Raw genomic sequence first — 24,150 nt, forward strand, 5'->3', positions numbered from 1 at the left:
AAGCCATCATCGACGCTTGCTGCGATGCCTGGAACCGCGCCACCAGAGATCCAAGCCGCATCCGGTCCCTTTGCAACTACCCGTACATTAAAGCGGTCAGTTCATGAGCGGGCCGGTATGAGGTTGGACCTGCGCAGATCCTGCAGCACGCGGTTGACGCTGACGGGTGTCAGGCCCGTTGCCTCGCCGAGTTCGCTCTGGGTCAGCGGAAACAGGCAGGCGCCCTCGGTGACGAGCCCGACGCAGTCGAGCCGCGTGTAGAGTTCGCAGATCAGATGGGCGATGCGCTCGCGCGCGTCGCGCTGGCCGACATTCATCGTCCATTCCCGCTGGACCGCCACCGTGACCAGCGTGTCCCACCACAGCGCCTGCATCACGCGGGGGCACCGGGCGATGGCGCGTTCGAAGGCATCGCGCGAGATCTCCAGCACCGTCACCGGGGTCAGCGCCGCGATCGAATGATCCATGTATTTGAGGATGAAGATGTTCAGGTCGCAGATGTCGCCGGGAACGAAGATCGACATGATCTGCCGCTTGCCGTTCTCCAAATCCTTGTAGCGGCAGGCCCATCCGTCGAGGAACAGATTGATGACCTCCGGCTTGTCGCCCTCGTTGATGATCGTTTCGCGGGCCCGGTAGACGCGTTGCCGATGCTGTGCGAGCGCCTCGAGAGCGGCCCGATCGTCCGATGCCAGCCGCGTGAAATGCTCGAGCTTGCGGATCAGCTTGTGGGGCATTTCACTCCATTCCGGACGATCGCCTGTCGAAGAGAATCCTCCTCGAAAGATCATGCCCGCGAGGGGGCTGCAGCGATCGACGCCGCTCAGCCCGATAGCCTATCACCCCGCTGGATGGTGGCCTCAACTTTCTCTGTAAAGCACTGTTTCCGTAGGCATGACCCAAGCGGACCGATCCGCCTGCGGGAGCCGGCCGCTGCGCGCCGAAAGGCTACCGCCCCTGGCCGAACAGCTCGCGCATCAGCCTGGCGGCGTCGGTCGGCTTCTCGTAGAGCGGGACCTTGCTGTAGGATTGCGGAATGGCCCAGCGTTCATAGCCGCTAGAGAAGACATAGGGGACCTTGCGCGCGCCGAGGGCGTCGGCAAGCAGGAAGATCATCTCGCCGCGCAGATTGATGTCGAGGATCGCCGCGCTGACCTCCGTCTCGGTTTCCAGGCAACGCATGGCGCCGTTCACATCGGCAAAGGGCCCCAGCACCTCGGCGCCGGACGATCGCAGGCTGCGGCTCATGTCTTCCGCAAGAAAGTACTCGTCCTCGACGAGAAGCACGCGTTTGCCGGAAAGGTCGAGCCGGCGATCACTCTGCCTGTTCGCCACCATGTTCATGGTTCGCTCCTCTCGTTACCGCCTTGCGATATCCGCCTGACCGGTAGGTCGATCGTGCATTCGACGCCATCGTCGGTCAGGCGATAGGTCGTACGCGCATCAAGCTGGAAAGGCAGAGCCTTCTCGATGAGTTCCCGGCCGAAGCCGCCGGCCGACATCGGGCTCTTGCGTTCCAGGCTCATCTCCACCCCGGTTTCGATCCATTCGAGATGCAGGAATTCCACGCCGTTCGCGTCCGTCTGCCGGCGCCACGATACGGCCAGCCGGCCGTTCCCCACCAGCGCACCGTATTTGGTCGCATTCGTGGTCAGTTCATGGATCGCCAGTGCGAAGGTCTGGAGCGTCGAGGAGCGCAGCTCGACATCCGCCGGCCCGTCCAGCATCACCCGATCGCCCAGCGTGTCAGGATCGCCGCCCTGGGCGGCCAGCTCGGCATGGACGAGTTCCAGGAAGGTCACGCGCTGGCCGCTTTCCAGTCGCGACAACATGCCGTTGACCCGCGAAAGGGCGTCGAGACGGGTGTGATATTTCGCCAGGAAGGACTGGGTGGATTCTGCCCCTTCGGCGGTCTTTTCGGCCAGCGAGCGGACCACGCCGAGAAGGTTGCGGGTGCGGTGCTGCAATTCGGCGACGAGAACCCGCTGACGCTCCTGGAAATCCTTGCTCTCGGTAATGTCGCTGGCGATACCGAACCATTCGGTCAGCGCGCCGGACTCGTCGAAGATCGGGACGGCCCGCGCCAGCGCCCAGGCGCCCGTGCCATCGGCGCGCCGGGTCCGGTATTCGATCTCGAAGGGGGCCTGGCGCGCGACGGCCGCGGTCACCGTCTCCTCGACCTGCTGACGGTCCTCGGGCTGGATGAAGCGCGCGAACCAGTTGTCGCCGCCGCTGTCGTCATCGCCAAGGCCCGCCTCGCCGGACAGTTCGCGCATGCGCGACCAGTCCGAGTTCATCCGGTACATGACCTGCGCACTGGCCTGGACAAGCGCCCGCAGCCGGCGTTCCGACTCCGCCAGCCGGCGCTCCATCTCGAGGCGCTCGGTGATGTCGACGAAGGTCATCACCGTGCCGTCGATCCGGTCCTCGATGGTGCGATAGGGGCGCACCCGCATCATGTACCAGCGTCCGTCGCGGCTGCAGACCTCGCTTTCCAGCGGCGCCAGATCGCGCAGCACCTTCTTCACCTCCCGCTCGATGCCGTCATGCTCGAGCTGATGGGTGAAGTCGGTGATCTGCCGGCCGACATCGCTCTCGGCAATGTTGAACAATGCCGCGACCGGCGGCGTGAACATCTTGATGCGCAGCTGGGCGTCGAGGAAGAGCGTGCCGATCTCGGTTGCCGTGGTCAGGTTCTGCAGGTCGCTGTGCGCCGAGGAAATGCTCTGCAGCTTGACCTTCAGCTCGGCATTGACCGTCTGCAGTTCCTCGTTGATCGACTGCAGCTCCTCCTTGGAGGTTTCCAGTTCCTCGGAGGTGGACCGGTACTCCTCGTTGATGGATTGCAGTTCCTCGTTTGCCGCCCGCAGATCCTGGATCGAGGACTCGTGCTCGTGGCGGCTGGCGACCAGCGCCTCCTGCGCGGCCTTCAGCTCGGCATGGAGGCGGCGCATCTCGCCGGGCTCGGCAAGGGCTTCGGGATCCGGGCCCTCGTCGATCTCGGCCGGCCCCCCGTCATTGAACAGGACCAGCGTCTGCACGGGAGCGACCGTTCCGTGGGTCACGGGGATCACCGACAGGGTGATCCTGCGGATCGCCCCTTCCATGTCCACCGCCACCGGATGGGTCACCGTCGGCAGCTTCTGATCGAACGCCTTGCCGAGCGCCATCTTCAGGTCGAGGCGCAGTTCCGGCCGCACGACCGCCGAGAGCCGGCTGGTGAACGGACCGGACGAGTGCAGGATGTACCGGCCTGCCGTCGGCGACATGTGCAGGATGTTGTAGCCGGCATCGACCAGCACGCTGGGCGGCGCGAAGCGTTCGAGGGCCGAAGCGTGGGTATCGGTCGGCGTCGGCGCCCGTCCGTCGCGCGCGGCCTGCGGCTCGGCGGCCTGCGCGTAGCCCGTGGCGCGATGGTCGGCGACGAGTTGCGGCAGTTCCGGCTGCATGCCGGGCGCCTTGGGCAGGCTGCGATAGATCCGCGCGTCCCGCTCGACGGTGGCGAACAGGTCCGGGCTGGAATCCGCGGTCTCGGCCGAGCCGAGGAACAGATAGCGGTTGCCCCGCAGCCCGTAATGGAAGATCGAGCAGATCTGCTTCTGCAGCGAGCGCTCCAGATAGATCAGCAGGTTGCGGCAGGCGACGAGATCCAGCCGCAGGAAGGGCGGATCGCGCAGCACGCTGTGCGACGCGAACAGGACGCAGTCGCGGACCTCCTGGTTGACGCGGTAATGGGTGCCGTCGTCGTGGAAGTAGCGGGCGAGACGCTCGTCGCTGACATCGGCACGGATCGAATGGGGGTAGCGGCCCTGCCGCCCCGTCGCCAAAGCGCCCTCGTCGAGATCACTGGCGAAGATCTGGATCGGCACCTGCACCTTGCGCCGCTCCGCTTCCTCCAGCATCAGGATGGCCAGGCTGTAGGCCTCCTCGCCGGTGGCGCAGCCGGCGACCCAGGCGCGGATGCCCTCTTCCTCCAGATTGTCGAAGATCGGCGCGATCGCGCAGCGCGCGAGCGACGCGAAGGCGTCATTGTCCCGGAAGAACATGGTCACCGAGATCAGGAGGTCGCCGAACAGGTCCTGCGCCTCTTCCGGCGTGCTCTTCAGATAGTCCGCATATTCGGCGATGCTGGTGATGCGGTTGACCTGCATGCGGCGCAGCACGCGGCGCATCACCGTCGCGCGCTTGTAGCTGGAGAAATCGTGTCCGGTCCGGGCCCGCAGAAAGGTGGTGATGCGCCGCAAATCGTTGGCCGCGCCGCCTTCGTCGAGCGAGCGAACCGCCTCCTTGCTGCGCGCGACCTCCCCGATCCGCTCCACCAGCCGGGCGATGGGGCCGACGAAATCCGCCGCGCCGGTGGCGATGGCGCTGTGCGGCATCGACGGAAAGCCCGCCTCGGCCGGCTCCTGCACGAAGACGACGCCGCCCGCCTCCTTGATCGAGCGAATGCCGATCGCGCCGTCCGAGCCCGCCCCGGTCATGACCACCGCCAGACCATCGCCGCGTCCGGCCGCGATGGAGCGGAAGAACATGTCGATCGGCGCGCGATGCCCGCGGGGTTCGGTGAAGGGACGGGCGGCGATCGAATCGCCTTCGATGACCAGTTCGCGATCGGGCGAGATCACATAGACGCAGTTGGGCTTCAGGGCGGGCCCGTCATGGACCTCGTGGACCGGCATGGAGGTGCAGGCCGCCAGGATCTCGCTGAGGAGGCTCGGATGGTCCGGCGCGAGATGGACAATGACCACATAGGCCAGTCCGAGATCGTCGGGAATCTGCCGGAAGAAGCTGCGCAGCGCCGAGACGCCACCTGCGGACGCGCCGATGGCGCAGACCGGCGTGAAGCGTTGCATATTGGCGCCTGGACCAGCGCTCCCGTCGGACATGAAGCCTCATCGAATCTGCGTCATTCCCCCTTGGATATACGCCACGGTCGCACATTTGACAGCGCGCCCCGCCGGGACCGGCGTCGATCATGTGGCTGGCTTACGTTAGCGCGCGGATAGGGTCGCGAACGCAGCGCTCCACCGAGCATGGCAATGGTGCATGGCACCTGTCCCTGACCTGGGGTGAGTAGGCGCCTCTCGAAGTCGTGAGGAACCCGTCGCGCCGCGACCCGTTCGGCCAAAAAGCTGCGCGGTCGGCGAGCGCACCGCCTGACGTCCGGCCGATGCCCCGCAGGCAACAGGCGGGAGAGGCGACGTCGCCGACACCGGCGGAAACAGTGCCTCACGCCTGCCAGTGACGTTGAAACGAGGTCGGCACCGCCGCCCCGCCGCCAGGCCGATCAAGGAGAAGCCAGACCGATGTCCTATGTGCGATTTGGACTGATGATCCTCACCTCGACCGTGGTGATGTTCATCCTGATGTATCTCAACACCTACGCTCTGGAGCACGTCTTCTTTTCGGAGACGCGCACCTACATGGCGATCCTGATGGGCGCCACCATGGCCGTCATCATGCTGGCCTACATGCTGGGAATGTATGCCAACAAGGCGTTGAACATCGCGATCTTCGCGGGCGCCATCGTCGTCTTCGCGCTCTCCCTGTGGCTCGTGCGCAGCCAGGTCACGGTCTCCGGGCCGAGCTACATGCAGGCGATGATCCCGCACCATTCCATCGCCATCATGACCTCCGAGCGGGCACAGATTCGCGATCCGCGCGTGCGGAAGATGGCGGACGAGATCATCGAGGCGCAGCGGCGCGAGATCGCCGAGATGCGCTACCTCATCGCCGAGGTGTCGGACGGCAACACGGTGGATTCGGTCTATCAGGACCCGCCGGCCGAAATCGGCACCATCGAGGACGCCCTCGGCCAGGCCCTGGTCTCGACGCTCGATCCCTCCCCGATGCCGAAGGCCGAGGCAGACGAGATCCTTGCAGCCGGATCGCGCTGCGTCTTCCACCGCAGCCGCGAGACCGATCCCATCTTCTGGGCCGCGCGGGACGGCGCCGACGGAGCCATGAAGCTGAACGGCGTCCTCCTGCCGCTGGAAGCGCAGGACCGGACGGAGACCGGCGTCGTCTACGGCGCGCCGGGCGTGTCCATCGCCGTCCGTCCCCTGGGGGAAGAGGCCGACTGGCGCTCCGATGCCGAGCTGGTCTTCACGCTCGATCAGGGCCTGACCATCGGCTATCGCGGCTTCTACGGTTGTGACACCGCCTGAACGGGCAGCATCGCCGCGACCCCGCCATCATCGATCCGGCCAGGATCGCCCGGCCCGTCGCCGCCCCTGTTCATAGGCGAAGCCGGCGAGCCAGATGGCATGGTCGGCGGTGCTGGTGCCGGCGAAGCGCGCATTCGGGCCCTCTTCGCGACAGGCGCGGCGGCCCTCGGCCCACACGGCCCGCTCGCGTTCCGCCTCGCGCATGCTCGCCGCGAGGGCGCCAACCGACTGATCGACCGCGCTCATCCGCGGGTCAGAGGGCCACGATCGTGCCGGCCCCGTCGTCCTTCAGACGCTCGACGGCCTCCCGCGATCCCGGTTCCATGGCCACGCCGAGCCGTCCGCCTTCGGCGATGATGAAGCGGGCGAGATCGTCGACCCGCTCCTCGTCGGTGATACCGTTGGCCGCGGCGATGCGCCCGGCGGTCTGGCGGACGATCATCAGCGAGCCCGTGGCTGCTGCGCGTGCGACGGCTTCCACCGCCTGTTTCTGGGTCTGATCCATCGAATGCCTCCACGTTTCCTTCGTTCTGGCGAAGCCGCGGGAACGTGTCTTTAAAGTATGATAGCGCAGCACCGGCGACCGCCGGTCCCTCGGGTCCTAAGGCGCCGCCAGGGGCGCATGGAAATTTCTGTTGCCTGACAACGAAGCGCGTTCGGCCGGGCAATTCGCGACTTATGCGCCGCCGCGTGATCGCCGCCGGCCGGACGGCGCTCCCGGAGCAATGCTCATCCCGTTCCCGGCGGAATGTGCACGACTATATCCGTCGGTTGACGCTTCCCTCACGAACACGCGAGACGGAATGAGGCAGGACACGACCCAGGCCCCCACCATGTACGGACATGACGCGGCAGACGCGCCGGCACCCTTCGCCCTGTTGCAGGCAGGGCGGAACTGCCGAAGCGTCTCACGCGCCGAGACGGCCACGGTTCTCATCGATGGCGCGCAATATTTCGCGCGTCTGGACGAGTGCCTCGAAGAGGCCCGGCGCTCGATCGTCATCGTCGGCTGGGACTTCGACGCCAGTGTCCGCCTGCGCCCCGATGCGGACGGCAGCGGCACCACGCTGGGTGACCGCCTGCGTTCGCTGGTCGAAGCGCATGAAACGCTCGAGATCCATATCCTGATCTGGAGTTTCGCGGTCGCGCATGCCCCCAGCCATGGCATGTCGCTGCTCTTCGGCGACGACTGGCAGGATCATCCGCGGATCCATCTGAAGCTCGACCGCACGAACCGCTTCTACGCGTCCCATCACCAGAAGATCGTCCTCGTCGACGGGATGCTCGCCTTCGTGGGCGGGATCGACCTGACCGTCGGCCGCTGGGATACGCAGGAGCATCGCCCCGCCGACGAAAGACGGGTCGAGGCCGACGGCTCGAAGGCGCGGCCGGTGCATGATTGCCAGGTCGCCCTGACGGGCCCCGTCGTCGACGACCTGCTGGCCATTGCGGCCGAGCGCTGGCAGCGGGCTACCGAGGAGACGCCGCGATTTGCCGGCCCGCCCCCAGGACCGGTCGCCCGGCAACCGGAACGGTCCCCCGATTTTCAGCATGTGCCGGCGGGCATCGCCGTCACCGATCCGGGCGGCGGCTGGCGCGGTCCACCGCCCGTGCGCCATGCGGCATGGCTGACGGTCGACGCGCTGCGCAGCGCAGGGCGGACGATCTATATCGAGAACCAGTATTTCGCCGGCGCGCTTGCCCGCACGATCCTGCCCGAACTGCTCGAGGCCCCGGACGGCCCGGAGATCGTGGTCGTGACCACGCGCAGCATGAACGGTTTCGTCGAGCAGCTGTCAGAAGGCACGAACCGGGACCGGCTCCTGCGCCATCTGAAGCGGTTCGACCGGCACGACAGGCTGCGGGTGTTCCACCCGATGCAGGGCCCGGTCTCCGACCCCGACGAGATCTTCATTCATTCCAAGATCCTCGTCGCCGACGACAGCTTCCTTCGGGTCGGCTCGACGAATTTCAACAACCGCTCCATCGGCGTCGACACCGAATGCGACCTCGGCCTCGTCGCCGACACGACCGAGCATCGGGCCGCGATCCGCACAATCATGGCCCGGCTGGTCGGCGAACATCTCGGCGCCGATCCGGCGACGGTGCTGGAGACGCTCGCGGAGACCGGTTCGCTGATCCGTACCATCGACCGGCTGAACGGTGGCAACCGGCGCCTCGTCGGCTTTCCCGCCCTCGCCTCCTCAGGCCCGCGGCGGCCGCAACTCGGCACGCGTCTGCTCGATCCGATCGCCCCCTTCGGCACGGCAGCCTGGTGGCGCGGCCGCTTCAGCTGCTCCTGACCGAGGCGTCCGACGACGTCTTCGAGCGCCAGACGGTTTCGGTGACGGCCAGAACCAGGCCACCGATGGCCAGCGGCACGAGGAAATAGGTAAAGCGGAAGACCAGCACCGCCGTCAGCAGGCCACGGCCGGACAGGAGTGTCACCACGACGGCCTCGAAGACGCCGAGCCCGCCGGGCACGTGGGTCAGCATGACGCCGGCATTGGCCAGGACATAGACCGTCGCCGCCGACAGATACGGCACCTCGGCGATCCCGAGCAGCGCCTGATGGAGGCAGGCCGCGACCAGGGCGAAATTGGTGGCGCCGAGCACGACCTGCCCCAGCGCCAGACGCAGGCTCGGCATTTCCAGAACGAAGGAGCGGAATCTCAGGGGGCGGCGCAGGAAGGCGGCGAGAAGCAGATAGATCCCGACCCCCAGGGCGGCGGCGGCGCCAATGGCGAGGACCATGCCCTGGCCGAGACCCGTCACCTCCGCCGCGAGCGCCGGGCGCAGAAGGACGGCCAGTGCGCCGAGGGTGGCGAGGCCGACGGTCACCGTGAGCCCGGAAAACAGGATCAGCTTGGCGACGCCACCGGTCGACAGGCCCCAACGCCGGTAGAAGCGATAGCGGATGGCGCCGCTGCTCAGGCCGGCAAAGCCGATGGAATGGCCGAGCGACAGGGACACGAAGGAGGCCAGCGCCACCTTGGGATAGGCCAGCCGGTGACCGACATAGCGGGTGCCGAGAAGATCGAACAGGGTGAGCGTCGCGTAGCTTCCCGCCGCGAACATGCCGGACAGGGCCAGATGGTCGAGGGGAAACGCCCGCAGCGCCTGCATCAGTTCGGCAAGGCTGTAGTCCCGCAGCGTCCGCCAGATCAGGTAGCCGGCCAGCGCCACGAAGCTGGCGATGCCGATGCGCCAGAGCCAGGTCAGCCATCGACCCTTCGCATCCGCATCCATGTTCGTCTCCGATCGCAAGAAGTCGGTGGCCGGCGAGGCCGGGCGCCGGCCGTTCGCCGCCGCCGAACACCATTGGAAAGCCACCGCCCATCCGGCAGACGGGCGGCGATGCGGCGGCGGCGCTCCATGCCGGCACGCACGCCGGCCGCTGAACCGCGCGGCGCCGCACGACTCCGCCTTACAGGGTCTCTTCGACCGCGCCGGCGGGCGGTCCTCCGACCTCGACCCGGACCTGGGTCGGATCGAAGGCGATATGGTCGCGCACGGCGCTCAGTTCGTCGACCGGGTCCGTATAGGCCCAGGCCGCGTCCTGGCCGGCACGGTTCATCGCCGAGATCGTCCAGAACTGCGCCTGCCCCTTGGCTTCGGGCACGCCGCCGCGGTCGCTGTCGACGAAGAACGCCGTGTGAACGCGATCCCTTGGGATATAATAGATCGGCTCGGCGCCCTCCTCGCGCACCAGAAGCGCGTGGTCGGTGCTGGCGATGATGTCGTCGTGGAAATAGACCGTCACTGGTTTGCGGATGTGGTCGATGGCGTAACGGCCGGTCTGCAGGGTCCGGGTATCGGACATGACATTCTCCTTTCCTTCACATGTGAACCGCCGCGAGGCGGACGGCGACGCGCCTCATGCATCCGGGTTCAGTTCCACTTTCACCCAGCCCTTGTTCTGGGCGTCGAAGGTCTCATAGGCAGCGATGACGTCGGTCATCGGTTCCATCTGGGACAGGATATGTTCGGGCTTCAGCCCGCCGCGCCGCACCAATTCCACCAGTTCCTGGACGTATTTCTTGTGGTTGGCGTTCCCCATCCGCATGGTGATGTTCTTGTTCATCGCCGTGCCGATCGGAAAGGCGTTGTGGCTCTGGGGATAGACGCCGATGATCGCCAGGGTGCCGGCCTTGGCCAGCGCCTCGGTCGCCCATTCCAGCGACAGCGACGGCGCGTCGCCGGCGGCAAAATGCGCCGCATTGGTGTCGGCGCCCGCCTCGGCCAGCCGCTCGACCTGCTCGGCATATTGCGCGGCGCGCTTTTCCAGAACCCGCATCGGCCCCTTGGTGGGCATGAAGGCATCGACCCCGACGACGTCGATCGCCCGGTCCGGACCGATGCCGCCGGTGAGTTCGCGGATCGCCTCGATCGGGTTCTCTTCCTCGAAATTGATCGTCTCGGCGCCCAGTTCGCGCGCCTTGTCCAGCCGGTCCGGCAGGCGGTCGACGGCGATCACCCGCTGGGCGCCCTTGTGCCAAGCCCCCAATATGCTGAACAGCCCGACCGGACCGCAGCCCATCACCAGCACCGTCTTGCCGCGGCCGGCCTCGATATCGGCGATGTCGGCGCCGAACCAGCCGGTGGAGGCGATGTCGGACAGGCAGATCGCCTGATGGTCGGTGATCTCCGGATGCAGCGGCACGAGATTGACGTTGGCATGGGGAATGCGGGCATATTCCGCCTGCAGCCCGTCGAAGGGGCCGGTCGGCTGCGGGCCGCCATAAAACGCCGTCCCGGCCAGATGCCCGTTCGGATTGGCATCGTCGCACTGGGCGGTATAGCCGTCGCGGCAGTAGGAGCAGTGGCCGCAGGCGATCGTCGACGGGATCACGACGCGCTGGCCAGGGCGCAGATTGCGGACGCTGCTGCCCACCTCCTCGATCACGCCGACACCCTCGTGCCCCATGATGGTGCCCTCGACCATCCCCGGCATCGACCCGCGGATCATGTGCAGGTCGGTGCCGCAGATGGCGCTCGACGTGATCCGCACGATGGCGTCGGTGGGGTTCTTGATGGTCGGATCGGGGACCGTGTCCAGGCGAATGTCGCGGATACCGTGAAAAACGACAGCTCTCATTTTCTGGATCCTCGTAGCTATGCGTGGTGGCTCGCTTCGATGGAGCAAGCAACAGCGACAGCAGACGCGGCGGACTGTGCCACTGCATTGAAGATCAACTCAGACGGCCGGACCTTGATCCGTTGCTGTTTTGATGGCCGGCTGCCGACCGCCGGTCCGTCCGCGTCGCACGGTGCCAGCGTTCCCGGTCGCGTCGTTTGTCGTCGATGTCCGGTGTCTTTCAGGAGACGGCATCGTCGGGCGTTCGTGGCGTGCGCCGACACACTATGCGCGAACCTTCCCTATCGTAAGTTCATGCGATGCTACATGCTGGGCTGGCGGCAGCTCTGATCCCGTTTCGGGTCATCCGCCGCCGGGCCGACATATGATCGACCGGTAGAACGGCCGCACCGGCGCGGCCCGGCGCGCGGCTCGGTGACGGCGATGCCGTTCCAGCTCGACCCTGTACGGGCAAAGCAAAGACTAGCGTGACAATCCGAGGGGCTTCGCTCGTGCGGCGCGGATTTTCCTACGGCCCGCCGCTCGCCGGCTCCGTCGACGACGGCCGGGACCGCGGCCTTGTCGGCATCTTCGCCTGCGCCCGCATAAACGAACAACTCTACACGATCATTCGCTGGATGCAGGAAACCGGCTTCAGCGATCGCTTCTATGATGTGAAACAGGGCTGGCGGCGCCAGGACAGCATGTTCGGGCTGCGGGACAAGCTGAAGGCATTCGCCTCGGCTCACATCCCCCTGTCTGACGGAACCGCGCTGGACCTGCCCTTGCGGGACTTCATCCGTTACAAGGGGTTGTCGCTGTTCTTTGCCCCGAGCCTTGCGAGCCTGAAGATCCTCGCCGGTGGCGATCCCGGACCGGCATAGGCGGCTTGCCCTGCGCGGCTGCCAACGCGTCGGGCTCCCCCACCTCACGCGCCGGCGCCGAACCATGGCAGCCGGAAATCTGACCTTTCCGTCAGACAATCGCGCATCTGCCCTGCTCTGGTAACCGTTTTTTCGTTCCCGGCTGGGATGTTAGCGGTCCCCAGGAGGCTTCATGGCGACTGCGCATCATATTCTCGTCGTTGACGACGACCCCGTCTTCCTCGCAGTGGCCGAGAGCGTCGTGCTGTCCCTGGGTGACCATACGGTGACGACGGCCTGCGACGGCGTCGAGGGACTGGCGGCGCTGCGCGCGGCACGCCATCCGATCGACGTCATCGTGCTCGACCTGAACATGCCGAAGATGGACGGTCTCGCCTATCTGCGCAGCCTCGGCGAGCAGGGCTATGGCGGTGCCGTGTTGCTGTCGAGCGGCGAATCCGAGGCCATTCTCGATGCGGCCCGCCGCATGGGAGAGATGCTCGGCGTGCGCATCTGCGGCTCCATGAAGAAGCCGATCCGGACAGCCGATTTCGTCGCGCTCCTGGAAGCCTGCGAAGCGTGCCTGCAACAGCAGAAATCCACCAGGAAGCCGGCCAGCACTGCCGCGTCCACCACCGCGCGCGGAACGCTGCTGCCCTATTACCAGCCCCAGGTGGATATCGTCTCTCTGGAAGTCACCGGCCTCGAGGCGCTGATCCGGCTCGACACCGTCGGCGGCGAGATACTCGGGCCGCAGGCGGTCTTTCATCCCGGTCTTCGCGAGGCCGACCTTCCGCCCCTGACCATCGAGATCGCAACGCGGGTCATGGACGATATCGCCGCATGGCGAGCCAAGGGCTTCACGCGTCGCGTCTCGATCAATCTCGATGCCCGGATCATCGAGGTCCCCCATGTCATGCCGGCACTGTTCGGCCTGGCGGCCGAGCGCGACCTCGACCCGTCCGGCATCACCTTCGAACTGACCGAAACCGCCCTGCCCAACTCGATGACCGACATGATCGAGATCCTGACGCGGGCGCGCATGGCGGGCTTCGGCGTCTCGATCGACGATTACGGCACCGGCAGCGCCAATTTCGCGCTGCTGCGCCTGTGCCCGTTCAGCGAGTTGAAGGTCGACCGCTCCATCGTCCAGGCCTGCGTCCACGACCGCATCTCGCGGCGCTTCCTGGAGAACACGGCGACCACGGCAAAGGATCTCGGCATGGCGGTGGTGGCCGAGGGGGTCGAGACGACCGAGGAACTCGCCATCGTCCGCGAGGCCGGCATCCGCATCGTCCAGGGCTATATGTACAGCAAGCCGCTGCCGGCCGCCGACGCCTTCGTCCTCACCGACTTCGCGCATGCCGCGCGCCGGTTCGGCTCGGCCTGACCCGGTGGCCGGGCCACAAACGGGTTTTGATTCCGCGCCGGCCCGTCCGGCCGTGACGGCGCCGCGGTCACGGTGGCGCAGAACCGTGCGCGCAGGATAGACCCATGCCCGCATCACGACAGCCCTCCGCCCCGCGGGTCCGGCTCTGGCGCTCCCTCGGGTTCCGCCTGTCGCTGGTCGTCGTGCTGGCGGTCATGGTCGGCGTCACCAGCACCGTTGGCTTCTTCGTCTACCAGGATTTCCGCCAGACGGTCACCGCCGAAGAGAACCGCCTGAAGAGCTCGGCCGCCGCTTTCGCCGCCGCCGCCTCCAACGCCATCGCCGAAAACGACCGCCGCGGCACGCTGGAGGTCCTGCGCGGGATCCGTGACCTGGCCCATGTGCGCTACGCCAGCGCAGCCGATTCCGAGGGCCGGACGGTGGCCGAGATCGGAACCTCGGAAGCCCTTGTCAGCACCGATCGCAGTCTCGGCGACGGGACGCTGACGTCGGTGTTCTTCGCCGACACGATCACCGGGGCCGCTCCCGTCCGCAAGGGCGGCATCGTCGTCGGCACGATCGCCATCCATGCCGACATCGCCTGGCTGCGCGGCCTGTATCTCCACAATCTCCTGATCTCGCTCCTGGTCGGCGCCTCCGTCCTGGCGGTGACGGTTCTGGTTGCGTGGGTGAGAATCGCCCGGATCATCGATCCGCTGCGGGCCCTGGCCGGCGAATTTGCCGATATCGGCGCGCGTTCGGATCTGTCGAAACGACTGCAGGTGGTCTCGAACGACGAGGTCGGCGTTCTCTCCGGGGCCTTCAACGACATGTTCGCCCGCATCGACGAACGCGACCGGCTGCTGCAGCGCCACCGCGAGACGCTGGAGGACACGGTCACCCTGCGCACCGCCGAAATGCGCAGCGCCAGGGACGAGGCCGAGCGGGCCAATGCCGCGAAGTCGGAATTCCTCGCCACGGTCAGCCATGAGATCCGCACCCCGATGAATGGCATGCTGGTCATGGCGGAAATGCTGTCGGCGGCACCGATCCCGGGCCGCTATCTGCGCCATGCCGAGATCATATTGCGCTCCGGGCGCGGGCTCCTGAACATCCTCAACGACATTCTGGACATGTCCAAGATCGAGGCCGGCCGCCTCGATCTTGAAGAAATCCCGCTGTCGGTGGACACCCTGGTCGAGGACGTCGCCAGCCTGTTCGCCGAAAAGGCCCGCGAGAAGTCCCTGTCCCTCGCCACGATGATCGATGCCGACGTGCCGGCCGAGGTGATCGGCGATCCGGTCCGCATTTCCCAGGTGCTGACGAACCTCGTCAACAACGCCCTGAAATTCACCGAGACCGGCGGCGTCACCATCGCGGTCGAGTGCCTCGCGCCCAGGGACGCCGGCGGGCCCCCGATGCTGGGCTTCACCATCCGCGACACCGGCATCGGCATTCCCGCCGACAAGCTGGGCAAGCTGTTCGGCCGCTTCACCCAGGCCGACCAGACGATCACCCGCAAGTTCGGCGGCACCGGCCTGGGTCTCGCAATCTCCAAGCAGCTGGTGGAGGCCATGGGCGGCGCCGTGCGGGTGACCAGCGAGGAAGGCGTCGGATCCTGCTTCGGCTTCGAGGTCGCGCTGGAGATTCACCGCCCCGCGCGGCGGCCGCAGAGCCTTTCGGGCCGCACGATCCGGCTTCTCGACGCCGACCCGATCACCGCCGAGGCGACCGCCACCCTTCTCACCCGGCGCGGCGCCACGGTTCTGCGCGGCGACGAGATCGGCCCCGCCCCGGCGCTGATCCTGACGCGCGAGGCGCACCTGGCACAGCTGGCGACCACTTCACCCGCACATCCGCCGATCGTGGTGCTGCGGGCCAGCGACGCCCGCGTCGCGGAGGGCGACACTGCCGACCTCGCGGTCGCCGGCGCCATGGCGCTGCCGCTGCGTCGCAGCGAGATCGAGCATCTGGCGCAGGCGCTCGCGACCGGCGATTTCGCGGCCCTGCGCGACGACACTCCGGCCATGGAGAAAGCGGAGAAACTGCCCGACATGTCCGGCCTGCGCGTCCTCGCGGTCGACGACGTCGCGGTCAATCGCGAGGTGCTGAAGGAAGCCCTGGCCACGCTCGGCGTCACCGCGGCGCTGGCCGAGAGCGGCGAAACCGCCGTGGCGATGACCGAGCGCGACGCCTACGACATCATCTTCATGGACTGCTCCATGCCCGGCATGGACGGCTTCACTGCGACGCGCCTCATCCGCGACGGCGAGCGGCATGCCGGCCGCCAGCCCGCGACCATCGTCGCGCTGACCGCCCACAAGGACCCGGGCAGCGCCGGCGAGTGGCAGAGCGCGGGCATGAACGCCTATCTGACCAAGCCCTTCACGATCCCGCAGATCTCGCGGGTCCTCGGCGACTTTGCCGGCACCCGCCCGGCGAACGACCAGCCCGGGTCAAAGCCGGAGGGTCCGTCCACCGACGCCCCGTTGCCGGCCCACGCGAACGGTCCCCTCCTCGATCCGGCGACATTGGACATGCTGGCATCGCTGGTCGCACGCAGCGGCCCGGCGGTTCTGCAGAAGATCGTCGGCCTGTTCGCGGCCAATGCACCGAAGGCGCTCGCCGACCTCCGGGAGGCCGTCGCGGCCGGCAGCGACGAGACGGCCCGGCTTGCCCACGCGCTGAAATCCATGTGCAACAGCGCCGGTGCCGCCCGCGCAGCCGGGCTCTGCGGCGCTGTCGAGGCGGCGGCCCAGGCGGGCGAGCCGATCGCGCCCGGCATGCTCGACGAGATCGCGGCCACGCTGGCCGACAGCCACGCTGCCCTTGCGGCACTCGCGACCGCGCCGGACGCCGACGCAGCCGAGCAGTCGGCATGAAGGAGGTCCGGGACATCACCGCCCGGACGACGCCTCGGACACGCGAAAGCTCAAATGCGAAACGCCGGATTCACCTCGTCCTAAAGGCTTGTGAGCTAAGAAGAATTCGTCATCTCACCACAACCGGCACCCTGACAGAGGAGGCATGACATGACGCACCGTCTGAATGCCTTCGCAGCCTCGACCAGTGGCAATGTCGCCGCCATCGTGGCCTTGCTCACGCCGCTCCTGATTTTCATCATGGGCAGCGTCGTCAATCTCTCGACCGCTCAATCCGCCCATTCCCGCCTGCAGAGCGCCGCCGACAGCGCAGCCCTGGCGGCCGCGCGCGAACTCTACATGGCCAACAGCCGGCCGGAGGTGCTGAAGAGCGTCGCCTATTCCTTCGCCATGACCAATCTCGGCAACCAGGCGGAAGGCGTCTCGATCGACGTCAAGATCGGCGGCCGATCGGATGCGACTGCTGCGGAATCCGCCATCTCCACCGAGGTCACGGTCACGCTCAACAAGGATTTCGGCAAGTCGCTTCCCATGCCCGACCTGACCGGCGCGATCGGCACGCTGACGGCCAGCGCCACGGCACGGATTGCCGGCGGCGGCCGCATCTGCGCGATCGCGCTCACCAAGGAGGGCAAGAAGGCCATCGACATTTCGGGCAATGCCCAGGTCCAGGCGGCCGATTGCGCGGTCTATTCCAACTCGATCGATCCCAGCGGCCTGTCGGTCACCAGGGTCGCGAAGCTTTCGAGCGAACTCGCCTGCTCCTCCGGCGGCTATGACGGGATCGAGTCGAACTACGAACCCTTGCCGCTGACCGATTGCCCGGCCGTCAGCGATCCCCTGACCTCGCGCATTCCGCCGGTCCCGACGAAATGCGATCACAAGAACCAGAAGATCTCGAACAACAACCAGATCCTGTGGCCCGGCACCTATTGCGGCAATCTCCAGGTCAGCGGGTCGAAGATCACCCTGCGGCCCGGCACCTACATCTTCTGGGACGCCAAGGTGAAGCTCCACAAGGGCACCGAGATCACCGGCGACGATGTCAGCCTCGTCTTCATCGGCAAGAACTCCAGCCTCGATCTGAAGAACGATTCGTCGATTTCGCTGTCGGCCGCGAAGGACGGGCCGATGGCCGGCATCCTGATCTATGCCGACAGCGAGAAGGACAGCGGCCGCAGCTTCAAGATCGAAAGCGCCAACGCCCGGCGCATGATCGGCACGATCTATCTGCCCAATGACGAGCTCACCATCGGCGGCGACAAGAATGCCGATGGCAAATGCGACATCACTACCGCCGACGATCCGGCCGAGACGGGCTCGCCCGGCTGCAAGTCCAATGTCGGCGAGTTCTCGGACTGGACGGCCCTCGTCGCGGACAAGATCACCATCACTTCGGGCGTGAAACTGGTCCTCAACGCCAATTACGCCGATTCCGACGTGCCGGTCCCGGCCGGCGTCGGCCCGGTCGGCGGCAATATCGCGCTCAGCAAGTAAGCACCCGCCACGACGGGAGCCTGTCTCAGGTGTCCGCGAACGCGCCGGGATTGCGACGCCAGACCGAATAGTTGAGGCAGGCGGCCAGCCCGGCCCAGGCGAGATACGGCACCAGCAGCCAGGCCGCGATTGCATCGATCGGCGCGAACAGCGCAATGTTCACGGCGATCACGCCGGCCATCGCCACGACGTCCGCAAAGGCGAGACCCGGCCGGTGCAGGCCGAAGAACAGGCCCGACCAGGCGGCGTTGAGGACGAGCTGCAGGCCGTAGACGGCGAAGGGCATCGCCACCAGGCCAGCGGTCTCGTAGACCCGCCAGCCGGCCACCGCGATCATCAGATAGAGAATTGTCCAGACGATCGGAAAGGCGAGGTTCGGCGGCGTCCAGCCCGGCTTTTCGAGGCGGGCGTACCAGGGCCCCGGCTTGAACACCACGCCGCTGATCGCGACGACCGCGACGATGGCGATGAAGACGAAAAGGCTGGCGATCGCCGCAAGGCTCATGATGATCTCCCGATCGGAATGGATCGTGGCGCCGTCCACAGGGGCGGACGCTCACCGGATATAGGGTGGCGCGGATCACGAAAATCCGCGACGGATTGTCTAGAGAAACGGGCTCCGCCAGATCCAGATCGCCACAGCGGCGAGCACCGCGACGGGAACACAGATCTGCAACGGCCGCAGCCGCTCCACCGGCAGCGGCCCCTCGTTGGGCGCTGCGACCCGGTCAAGGATTGCGAGACTGGCAAAGCCGGCGATCTGCAGAAGCGCCGCGACCAGCGGAAACGCCCAGATGGTCGCGACGAGGCTGGCGACGCCGATGAGAAACAGCCCGAGCATGGCGACGATCTCGGCGATCGCCGTACCGCCCGACCGGCTGAGGCTCGCCCCGCGCCGCACGCCGGCGATGAACAGCAGCACCGATGCGCCCCAGAACAGGGTGAGATTCAGCGCCAGGAAGGACTGGGCCTCCGGCGCGAACCATAGGGCCAGCGTGCCGGCGATCAGCGGCAGCATCGCCCCATAGGCGAACAGACGGTCGATCCGGGGTGACCCGGCCGGCTCCCCTCTCCTGCGCTCGCGGCTGTCCATCTCGGCCCTTCCCTTTGCGGGGGCCAAACGGCAACGACCCCGCCGGGTTCCGGCGGGGTCGTGGACGCGCGGTGTTCGGGGCGCCGCTCAGCAGCGAATACGCCGCCTAGTTGCGGATCATCTTCGGCAGCCAGAGCGAAACTTCCGGGAACACCGTCAGGATGACCAGCGTCAGCACCAGCGGCACGTAGAGCGGCATCATCTTGATCAGGATCTGCCGCATCGACACTCGCGTGATGTCGCTGAGCAGGAACAGCGCCAGCCCCATCGGCGGGGTCAGGAGGCCCAGCATCAGGTTGAAGATCGTCACGATGCCCAGATGCACCGGGTCGACGCCGGCCATGTGCAGCGGCTGGGCGATGATCGGCACGACCAGCAGCGTCGCCGTGGTCGAATCCAGGAACATGCCGACGATCAGCAGCAGGATGTTGACCACCAGAAGCAGCATCAGCGGATCGGTGCTGACGGTCAAAAGCCAGCGCGCCGCCATCTGCGGGATCTGCTCGATCGCCAGGATCCAGCCGAAGATCGACGCCGCGGCAACGATGATCAGGATCGCCGAGCTGCTTTTCACCGTCTCGTAGGCCGAGCTGAGCAGATGCTCGACGGTGAGCGTGCGATAGACGAGACCGCTGATCAGGAGCACGTAGACCACCGTGACCGCCGCCGCTTCCGTCGGCGTAAAATAGCCGAGCAGCATGCCGGCGACGAGCAGCACCGGGGTCATCAGGGCCGGTAGCGCCGGGACGAAATCGGCGCCGAGCTGGCGCAGGGTCGGCCAGCGGTCCGAGCGCGGGAAGTCGTTGCGATAGGCAAGGATCGCCACGGTGATCATCAAGAGGATCACGCACATGATCGCCGGGATGATGCCGGCGAGCAGCAGCTGCACGATCGAGACGCTGGTCACCGAACCGTAGATGATCAGCGGGATCGACGGCGGGAAGATCGGCCCGACCACCGCCGAGGCGCCGGTCAGCGCGCCGGCGAAGCCGCGGTCGAAGCCGCGCTCGGCCATCGCCTTCACCTCGATCTTGCCGAGGCCGCCGACATCGGCGAGCGCCGCGCCGCTCATGCCCGAGAAGATCAGGCTGGAGACGACATTGACCTGGCCCAGCCCGCCCGGCACCCGGCCGACCAGCGTGTCGGCGAACTTGAAGATGCGCTCGGTGATGCCGGCCTGGTTCATCAGATTGCCGACGAAGATGAAGATCGGCACGGCCACCAGCGGGAAGGAATCCAGCGCGTAGCTCATCCGCTGGCCGATCAGCTCGATCGGGATGTTGCCGAGAAGAACGTACAGCACCGACGGGATCAGGATGGCCAGCACCACCGGCCAACCCAGGATGAAGGACAGCGCGAAGCCGCCCAGGATTGCGAAACTGCTCATCGAATAGGCCTCGTGCGGGCGCGTGGCCCTAGATGTGCACCACGTCTTCGCTCGGCTGTTCCTGCGCGAAGGTCACGTAGAGGGGGTCATGGCGCCAGGCCTTCAGGGTCTGCAGCGCGCATTCGACGGCCGCCAGCGTCAGACCGAGGAAGCCGGACGCGAAGAAGATCCAGTAGGGGATGTTCAGCGTCGGCGTCGCATTGTCGAGATTGCGCAGCGTAGCGATGGCGACCGAGGTCGCGGCCACGGCGAAGGCGATGCCGCCGGTAGCCGGGATCGCCACCCGCAGCACCCGGCGCAGCCGCTCGGGCAGGGCCGACAGCACTTCTTCCATGCGGATCGAGGCCCCGGACGAGACGACATAGGGCAGCGTCACGAACACCACGCAGATCAGCATAAAGCGCGCCAGCTCCTCGGCGCCCATGAAGGGGCGCGAGAAGAACTGCCGCAGCACCACCTGCAGCACGGGCAGACCGATCATCACCGCCAGCAGCAGCACCGAAACGGCGCGGAACACCCGCCGGACCGGTTCGAGAACGCGGTCGGCCGTGCCCACCCGGGCATCAGCATGGGTGACGTCGAGATAGTCGTTTGAATTCAGATCGCTCATGGCACAATCCACGGCAGGGAACCCCCACCGGCAGGCGGCGGGGGTTCGCGGGTTGTTGATCGTGGCCTACTGGATGGCGCGGATGCGCTCCATGTACGGACCCCAGCTCGGGAAGTCCTTGGCGACCTGTGCGTCGACGCCGGCGCGGAAGGCCTCGATGTCGAGGCCATCATCGGCGGTGATGAAGGTCATGCCCTTGTCGGTGAGTTCGCCGACGAGGTCCTTCTCGGCCGTCATCGCCTGCTCGAGCGTCTCGTCGGCCAGCGTGTCGAGGGTTTCCAGGATCGCGGTCTGGTCCTTCTCGTCGATCGACTGCCAGACATCCTCGTTGATGAAGACCGGCAGCACGTTCTGCATGTGGCCGGTCAGCATGACGTGGGTCTGCACCTCGTAGAGGCCGTTGGCGTTGATCATGGTGAGCGGGTTTTCCTGACCGACGACCATGCCGGTCATCAGCGCGGTCGGCAGCTCGCTGACCTCCACCGGGGTCGGGATGGCGCCGAAGCCGGAGACCATCGTCGTCCAGAGCTGCAGCGGCACGCCGCGGAAGGGCTTGCCCTCCAGGTCGGCCGGCGTCCTCACCGCCTGGTTGGCGGTCATCTGCCGGGCGCCGCGGAACAGCCGGCCGATGATGCGCATGCCGCCCTTCTCGACGAGCTGCTCGTTGAATTCCTGCATGACGTCGGAGGTCTGCGGATCGGTGGCGGCCAGAGCATGGGCGCCGTCGCGATAGACGAAGGGTGCCGAGAACACCGCGATGTCGTCGACGAGCTGCGCCAGCGAGGCGAATTCATGGTGCCCCATGGAGATCGAGCCGCTGCGCACGCCGTCGATCAGTTCCTGCACGCCGCCGAGCTGCGAATTCGGGAAGACGGTGACGGTGACACGCTCCTCCGTCGCCTCCGGAATCCGCTCCTTCGCACGTTCCGCATACCAATGCTGGATGTCACCTTCCGAGCCCACATGGGCGTAACGCAGGTCCACGGCCTGTGCGCCGGCGGTGGCGCCAGCAAGCGAGAACCCACAGGCAGCAAGCCCCAGAGCGAGTTTCTTGATCAATGACACGTCGTTTCCTCCCGAATTGACGATTGTCCCCCGTCCGTTTGCCAAAGGCTCCTCCAACGGACTAGAGAATTCTGGCATACCAAATTACATTTGCCTAGCCCGGTGCGGAGGACGATCGGGCCGGCAGGTTTTTCGCGCCGCGTCGAGAGGGCAAGGCGCACATGGGAGGACGGAACATGACGACGATCGGATTCATCGGCCTGGGCCTGATGGGCAGCGGCTTCACCAAGCGGCTGCGCGAACTGGACTATCGCGTGATCGGCCACGACCGCGAGGCGGAGAAGGTCACGGCCGCCGCCGCCTGGGGCGTCGAGCCGGCCGGCTCGCTGACCGCTCTGTGCGCTGAGGCCGACATCATCGCGCTGTGCCTGACCACCAGCGACGCGGTGGCGTCCGTCGTCACCGGCGCGGACGGCCTCGTCGCCTCGCGCAAGCTGTCGGGCCGCACCGTGGTCGACTTCTCGACCACCGAGATGGCGGTGACGCACCAGGTCGCCGCGGCGATCGAAGCGGTCGGCGGCCGGTTCGTCGATGCTCCGGTCTCCGGCGGGCCGGGCGCTGCCGAGACCGGCAATCTGGCGATCATGTTCGGCGGCTCCGAGCCGGCGGCGGAAGTGGTCACGCCCATGCTCGAGCAGCTTGGCCGCGCCACCCATATGGGCGCCATCGGCACCGGCCAGGCGACCAAGCTGGTCAACCAGGTGCTGTGCCTGACCAATTACTGCGTAGCCGCCGAAGCGCTGCGGCTGGCCCAGGCCTATGGCGTCGACGCCGCCAAGATCCCGCACGCGCTGGAGCCGGGCCTCGGCAATTCGGCCGTCCTGCAGGCGATCTATCCGCGCATGGTGGAGGAGGATTTCGCGCCGCGCGGCTATGCCCGCCAGATCCTGAAGGATTTTGAGATGCTGCATTCGGCCACCAAGGCCCAGCATCTCGCTCTTCCGATGAGCGCTCAGGCTATGACGATGTTCCGCATGCTGGTTGCGCAGGGCGATGGCGAGCTTGACGGGTCGGCCGTCGTCAAGCTCCTTCCGAAGGTCGGCCGCAAGGCCTGACGCCTCGCGGCACCGGCGGCGCATCGGGGGTTCAACTGGACCTTCGAGCGCCGGCGGCCCTGCCCTTCGCCAGCCTCACGGGAGACCGCCATGGACGCGCCCCTTCTCGATGACCTCGCGATCGTCGATGCCCACCACCATCTGTGGAAGATCAGCGAGAACTACCTGCCCTGGCTGTGCGATGCGCCGCCGATCCCGTTTCGCTATGGCGACTACGGCGCCATCCGGCGCGATTACATGCCCGAGGATTATCGCCGCGACACCGCCGGGCTGACGATCGCCGGCAGCGTCTATATCGAGACCGAATGGGACCCGGGCGACCCGGTCGGCGAGACCGCCTGGATTCACGGCGTTGCCGAGGCGAACGGCTTTCCCGATGCCGTGGTCTGTCAGGCCTGGCTCAACGCCGATGACGTCGGTGACGTTCTGGCGCGCCAGAGCGCCTATGCCCGCGTGCGCGGCGTCCGTCACAAGCCGAAGGCCGCAAGCACGCCGGACGCGGTGGTGCGCGATGCCCCCGGATCGATGGGCGACATGAACTGGCGGCGCGGCTTCGCGCTGCTGGAACCGCACGGCCTGTCCTTCGATCTGCAGACGCCCTGGTGGCATCTGGCGGAAGCCGCCGATCTGGCGGCCTCCTTCCCGCATACGCAGATCATCCTCAACCACACCGGCCTGCCCTCCGACCGCAGCCGCGACGGCCTTGATGCCTGGACGGCGGCGATGAGACGTTTCGCCGAAGCGCCAAATGTCGCCGTGAAGATTTCCGGCCTCGGCGTGCCCGGGGCCCCCTGGACCGCCGAGAGCAACCGCGAGATCGTGCTGACGACCATCGAGACCTTCGGCGTTGCGCGCTGCATGTTTGCCAGCAACTTCCCGGTCGACAGCCTCGTCGCCTCCTACCGCACGATCTTCGAGGGATTCTCGCAGATCACGGCCGATTTCTCCCGTGACGAGCGCGCCGCCCTGTTCGCTGACAACGCCCGGCGGCTCTACCGCTTCGCCTGACCACGCGCCCGGCGACGAACCGTGTCGCGAAGGCCTCGCAAAGACCGCCCGAAAGGGTTGCGCAGGCCACGCCCGAT

21 protein-coding genes are annotated in these 24,150 nt (G+C 66.8%); 8 read left to right on the forward strand and 13 right to left on the reverse strand.

Annotation, left to right across the window (positions count from 1 at the left end):
* Positions 1-101: 101 nt before the first annotated feature.
* The 3 genes from H9Q09_RS18520 to H9Q09_RS18530 form a co-directional block, all read right to left on the reverse strand.
* Positions 102-737 carry a Crp/Fnr family transcriptional regulator gene (locus H9Q09_RS18520; protein WP_187392258.1) on the reverse strand — a complete coding sequence of 212 codons (636 nt, stop codon included), beginning with the start codon at positions 735-737 and terminating at the stop codon, positions 102-104.
* Positions 738-948: 211 nt separating this feature from the next.
* On the reverse strand, positions 949-1,344 hold the full coding sequence (locus tag H9Q09_RS18525; protein ID WP_187392259.1) for a response regulator: 396 nt from the start codon (positions 1,342-1,344) through the stop codon (positions 949-951).
* Positions 1,341-4,853 carry a chemotaxis protein CheB gene (locus H9Q09_RS18530; RefSeq protein ID WP_246716230.1) on the reverse strand — a complete coding sequence of 1,171 codons (3,513 nt, stop codon included), beginning with the start codon at positions 4,851-4,853 and terminating at the stop codon, positions 1,341-1,343. The genes H9Q09_RS18525 and H9Q09_RS18530 overlap by 4 nt, the downstream gene beginning before the upstream one ends.
* Positions 4,854-5,306: 453 nt before the next feature.
* On the opposite strand from H9Q09_RS18530, the gene H9Q09_RS18535 reads away from it, so the two are divergent.
* Positions 5,307-6,167 carry a DUF305 domain-containing protein gene (locus tag H9Q09_RS18535; RefSeq protein WP_187392261.1) on the forward strand — a complete coding sequence of 287 codons (861 nt, stop codon included), beginning with the start codon at positions 5,307-5,309 and terminating at the stop codon, positions 6,165-6,167.
* A gap of 27 nt (positions 6,168-6,194) precedes the next feature.
* Here H9Q09_RS18535 and H9Q09_RS18540 read toward each other — a convergent pair whose 3' ends face one another.
* Positions 6,195-6,413, reverse strand: a complete 219-nt coding sequence (locus tag H9Q09_RS18540) for a hypothetical protein (protein ID WP_187392262.1) — start codon at positions 6,411-6,413, stop codon at positions 6,195-6,197.
* 7 nt (positions 6,414-6,420) lie between these two features.
* Positions 6,421-6,672, reverse strand: a complete 252-nt coding sequence (locus tag H9Q09_RS18545) for a hypothetical protein (RefSeq protein ID WP_187392263.1) — start codon at positions 6,670-6,672, stop codon at positions 6,421-6,423.
* A 298-nt stretch (positions 6,673-6,970) separates the two neighbouring features.
* Here H9Q09_RS18545 and H9Q09_RS18550 point away from each other — a divergent pair, with 298 nt between their 5' ends.
* Complete coding sequence (locus tag H9Q09_RS18550; RefSeq protein WP_187392264.1) at positions 6,971-8,470, forward strand: phospholipase D-like domain-containing protein; 1,500 nt, start codon at positions 6,971-6,973, stop codon at positions 8,468-8,470.
* Here H9Q09_RS18550 and H9Q09_RS18555 read toward each other — a convergent pair.
* The 3 genes from H9Q09_RS18555 to H9Q09_RS18565 all read right to left on the reverse strand — a co-directional run bounded on the left by H9Q09_RS18555 (position 8,457) and on the right by H9Q09_RS18565 (position 11,265).
* Positions 8,457-9,416, reverse strand: coding sequence for a lysylphosphatidylglycerol synthase domain-containing protein (locus tag H9Q09_RS18555; RefSeq protein ID WP_187392265.1), 960 nt, complete (start codon positions 9,414-9,416; stop codon positions 8,457-8,459). The genes H9Q09_RS18550 and H9Q09_RS18555 overlap by 14 nt on opposite strands.
* A 178-nt stretch (positions 9,417-9,594) precedes the next feature.
* The gene (locus tag H9Q09_RS18560; RefSeq protein WP_187392266.1) at positions 9,595-9,990 is read right to left on the reverse strand and encodes a DUF427 domain-containing protein; all 396 of its coding nucleotides are present in this window, start codon (positions 9,988-9,990) and stop codon (positions 9,595-9,597) included.
* 54 nt (positions 9,991-10,044) lie between these two features.
* A complete protein-coding gene (locus H9Q09_RS18565) occupies positions 10,045-11,265 on the reverse strand; it encodes a zinc-dependent alcohol dehydrogenase (RefSeq protein ID WP_187392267.1) in 1,221 nt (406 codons plus the stop codon).
* A 467-nt stretch (positions 11,266-11,732) separates the two neighbouring features.
* Between H9Q09_RS18565 and H9Q09_RS18570 the strand changes: the two genes are divergently transcribed.
* From H9Q09_RS18570 to H9Q09_RS18585, 4 genes are all read left to right on the forward strand, one after another.
* Positions 11,733-12,128: a hypothetical protein gene (locus H9Q09_RS18570; protein WP_187392268.1), complete on the forward strand. Its 396-nt coding sequence runs from the start codon at positions 11,733-11,735 to the stop codon at positions 12,126-12,128.
* A gap of 172 nt (positions 12,129-12,300) precedes the next feature.
* Positions 12,301-13,497 carry an EAL domain-containing response regulator gene (locus H9Q09_RS18575; protein ID WP_187392269.1) on the forward strand — a complete coding sequence of 399 codons (1,197 nt, stop codon included), beginning with the start codon at positions 12,301-12,303 and terminating at the stop codon, positions 13,495-13,497.
* 104 nt (positions 13,498-13,601) lie between these two features.
* Positions 13,602-16,358 carry an ATP-binding protein gene (locus H9Q09_RS18580; protein WP_187392270.1) on the forward strand — a complete coding sequence of 919 codons (2,757 nt, stop codon included), beginning with the start codon at positions 13,602-13,604 and terminating at the stop codon, positions 16,356-16,358.
* A gap of 150 nt (positions 16,359-16,508) precedes the next feature.
* A complete protein-coding gene (locus tag H9Q09_RS18585; protein WP_187392271.1) occupies positions 16,509-17,855 on the forward strand; it encodes a pilus assembly protein TadG-related protein in 1,347 nt (448 codons plus the stop codon).
* Between the two features lie 25 nt (positions 17,856-17,880).
* Here H9Q09_RS18585 and H9Q09_RS18590 read toward each other — a convergent pair whose 3' ends face one another.
* The 5 genes from H9Q09_RS18590 to H9Q09_RS18610 form a co-directional block, all read right to left on the reverse strand.
* Positions 17,881-18,360, reverse strand: a complete 480-nt coding sequence (locus H9Q09_RS18590) for a TspO/MBR family protein (protein ID WP_187392272.1) — start codon at positions 18,358-18,360, stop codon at positions 17,881-17,883.
* A 99-nt stretch (positions 18,361-18,459) separates the two neighbouring features.
* A complete protein-coding gene (locus tag H9Q09_RS18595) occupies positions 18,460-18,948 on the reverse strand; it encodes a DUF3429 domain-containing protein (RefSeq protein ID WP_187392273.1) in 489 nt (162 codons plus the stop codon).
* A 106-nt stretch (positions 18,949-19,054) separates the two neighbouring features.
* Positions 19,055-20,335 (reverse strand): TRAP transporter large permease, encoded by a 1,281-nt coding sequence (locus tag H9Q09_RS18600; RefSeq protein ID WP_187392274.1) that lies wholly within the window; start codon positions 20,333-20,335, stop codon positions 19,055-19,057.
* A gap of 28 nt (positions 20,336-20,363) precedes the next feature.
* Entirely contained in the window at positions 20,364-20,945 is a 582-nt protein-coding gene (locus H9Q09_RS18605; protein ID WP_187392275.1) for a TRAP transporter small permease, read from the reverse strand.
* A 66-nt stretch (positions 20,946-21,011) separates the two neighbouring features.
* Positions 21,012-22,010: a TRAP transporter substrate-binding protein gene (locus H9Q09_RS18610; protein ID WP_348646331.1), complete on the reverse strand. Its 999-nt coding sequence runs from the start codon at positions 22,008-22,010 to the stop codon at positions 21,012-21,014.
* Positions 22,011-22,186: 176 nt separating this feature from the next.
* Here H9Q09_RS18610 and H9Q09_RS18615 point away from each other — a divergent pair, with 176 nt between their 5' ends.
* Both H9Q09_RS18615 and H9Q09_RS18620 read left to right on the forward strand, forming a co-directional pair.
* Entirely contained in the window at positions 22,187-23,065 is an 879-nt protein-coding gene (locus H9Q09_RS18615; protein ID WP_187392277.1) for an NAD(P)-dependent oxidoreductase, read from the forward strand.
* Between the two features lie 90 nt (positions 23,066-23,155).
* Positions 23,156-24,073 (forward strand): amidohydrolase family protein, encoded by a 918-nt coding sequence (locus H9Q09_RS18620; protein ID WP_187392278.1) that lies wholly within the window; start codon positions 23,156-23,158, stop codon positions 24,071-24,073.
* Positions 24,074-24,150 lie beyond the last annotated feature (77 nt).

The organism is Aurantimonas sp. DM33-3, assembly GCF_014334315.1.
In the GTDB taxonomy this organism is placed as follows: domain Bacteria; phylum Pseudomonadota; class Alphaproteobacteria; order Rhizobiales; family Rhizobiaceae; genus Aurantimonas; species Aurantimonas coralicida.

What these genes read in the sequence shown, in the direction of transcription:
- H9Q09_RS18520 (WP_187392258.1), bottom strand. Translation starts at nt 737, where the DNA reads ATGCCCCACAAGCTGATCCGCAAGCTCGAGCATTTCACGCGGCTGGCA.
- H9Q09_RS18525 (WP_187392259.1), bottom strand. Translation starts at nt 1,344, where the DNA reads ATGAACATGGTGGCGAACAGGCAGAGTGATCGCCGGCTCGACCTTTCC.
- H9Q09_RS18530 (WP_246716230.1), bottom strand. Translation starts at nt 4,853, where the DNA reads ATGCAACGCTTCACGCCGGTCTGCGCCATCGGCGCGTCCGCAGGTGGC.
- H9Q09_RS18535 (WP_187392261.1), top strand. Translation starts at nt 5,307, where the DNA reads ATGTCCTATGTGCGATTTGGACTGATGATCCTCACCTCGACCGTGGTG.
- H9Q09_RS18540 (WP_187392262.1), bottom strand. Translation starts at nt 6,413, where the DNA reads ATGAGCGCGGTCGATCAGTCGGTTGGCGCCCTCGCGGCGAGCATGCGC.
- H9Q09_RS18545 (WP_187392263.1), bottom strand. Translation starts at nt 6,672, where the DNA reads ATGGATCAGACCCAGAAACAGGCGGTGGAAGCCGTCGCACGCGCAGCA.
- H9Q09_RS18550 (WP_187392264.1), top strand. Translation starts at nt 6,971, where the DNA reads ATGAGGCAGGACACGACCCAGGCCCCCACCATGTACGGACATGACGCG.
- H9Q09_RS18555 (WP_187392265.1), bottom strand. Translation starts at nt 9,416, where the DNA reads ATGGATGCGGATGCGAAGGGTCGATGGCTGACCTGGCTCTGGCGCATC.
- H9Q09_RS18560 (WP_187392266.1), bottom strand. Translation starts at nt 9,990, where the DNA reads ATGTCCGATACCCGGACCCTGCAGACCGGCCGTTACGCCATCGACCAC.
- H9Q09_RS18565 (WP_187392267.1), bottom strand. Translation starts at nt 11,265, where the DNA reads ATGAGAGCTGTCGTTTTTCACGGTATCCGCGACATTCGCCTGGACACG.
- H9Q09_RS18575 (WP_187392269.1), top strand. Translation starts at nt 12,301, where the DNA reads ATGGCGACTGCGCATCATATTCTCGTCGTTGACGACGACCCCGTCTTC.
- H9Q09_RS18580 (WP_187392270.1), top strand. Translation starts at nt 13,602, where the DNA reads ATGCCCGCATCACGACAGCCCTCCGCCCCGCGGGTCCGGCTCTGGCGC.
- H9Q09_RS18585 (WP_187392271.1), top strand. Translation starts at nt 16,509, where the DNA reads ATGACGCACCGTCTGAATGCCTTCGCAGCCTCGACCAGTGGCAATGTC.
- H9Q09_RS18590 (WP_187392272.1), bottom strand. Translation starts at nt 18,360, where the DNA reads ATGAGCCTTGCGGCGATCGCCAGCCTTTTCGTCTTCATCGCCATCGTC.
- H9Q09_RS18595 (WP_187392273.1), bottom strand. Translation starts at nt 18,948, where the DNA reads ATGGACAGCCGCGAGCGCAGGAGAGGGGAGCCGGCCGGGTCACCCCGG.
- H9Q09_RS18600 (WP_187392274.1), bottom strand. Translation starts at nt 20,335, where the DNA reads ATGAGCAGTTTCGCAATCCTGGGCGGCTTCGCGCTGTCCTTCATCCTG.
- H9Q09_RS18605 (WP_187392275.1), bottom strand. Translation starts at nt 20,945, where the DNA reads ATGAGCGATCTGAATTCAAACGACTATCTCGACGTCACCCATGCTGAT.
- H9Q09_RS18615 (WP_187392277.1), top strand. Translation starts at nt 22,187, where the DNA reads ATGACGACGATCGGATTCATCGGCCTGGGCCTGATGGGCAGCGGCTTC.
- H9Q09_RS18620 (WP_187392278.1), top strand. Translation starts at nt 23,156, where the DNA reads ATGGACGCGCCCCTTCTCGATGACCTCGCGATCGTCGATGCCCACCAC.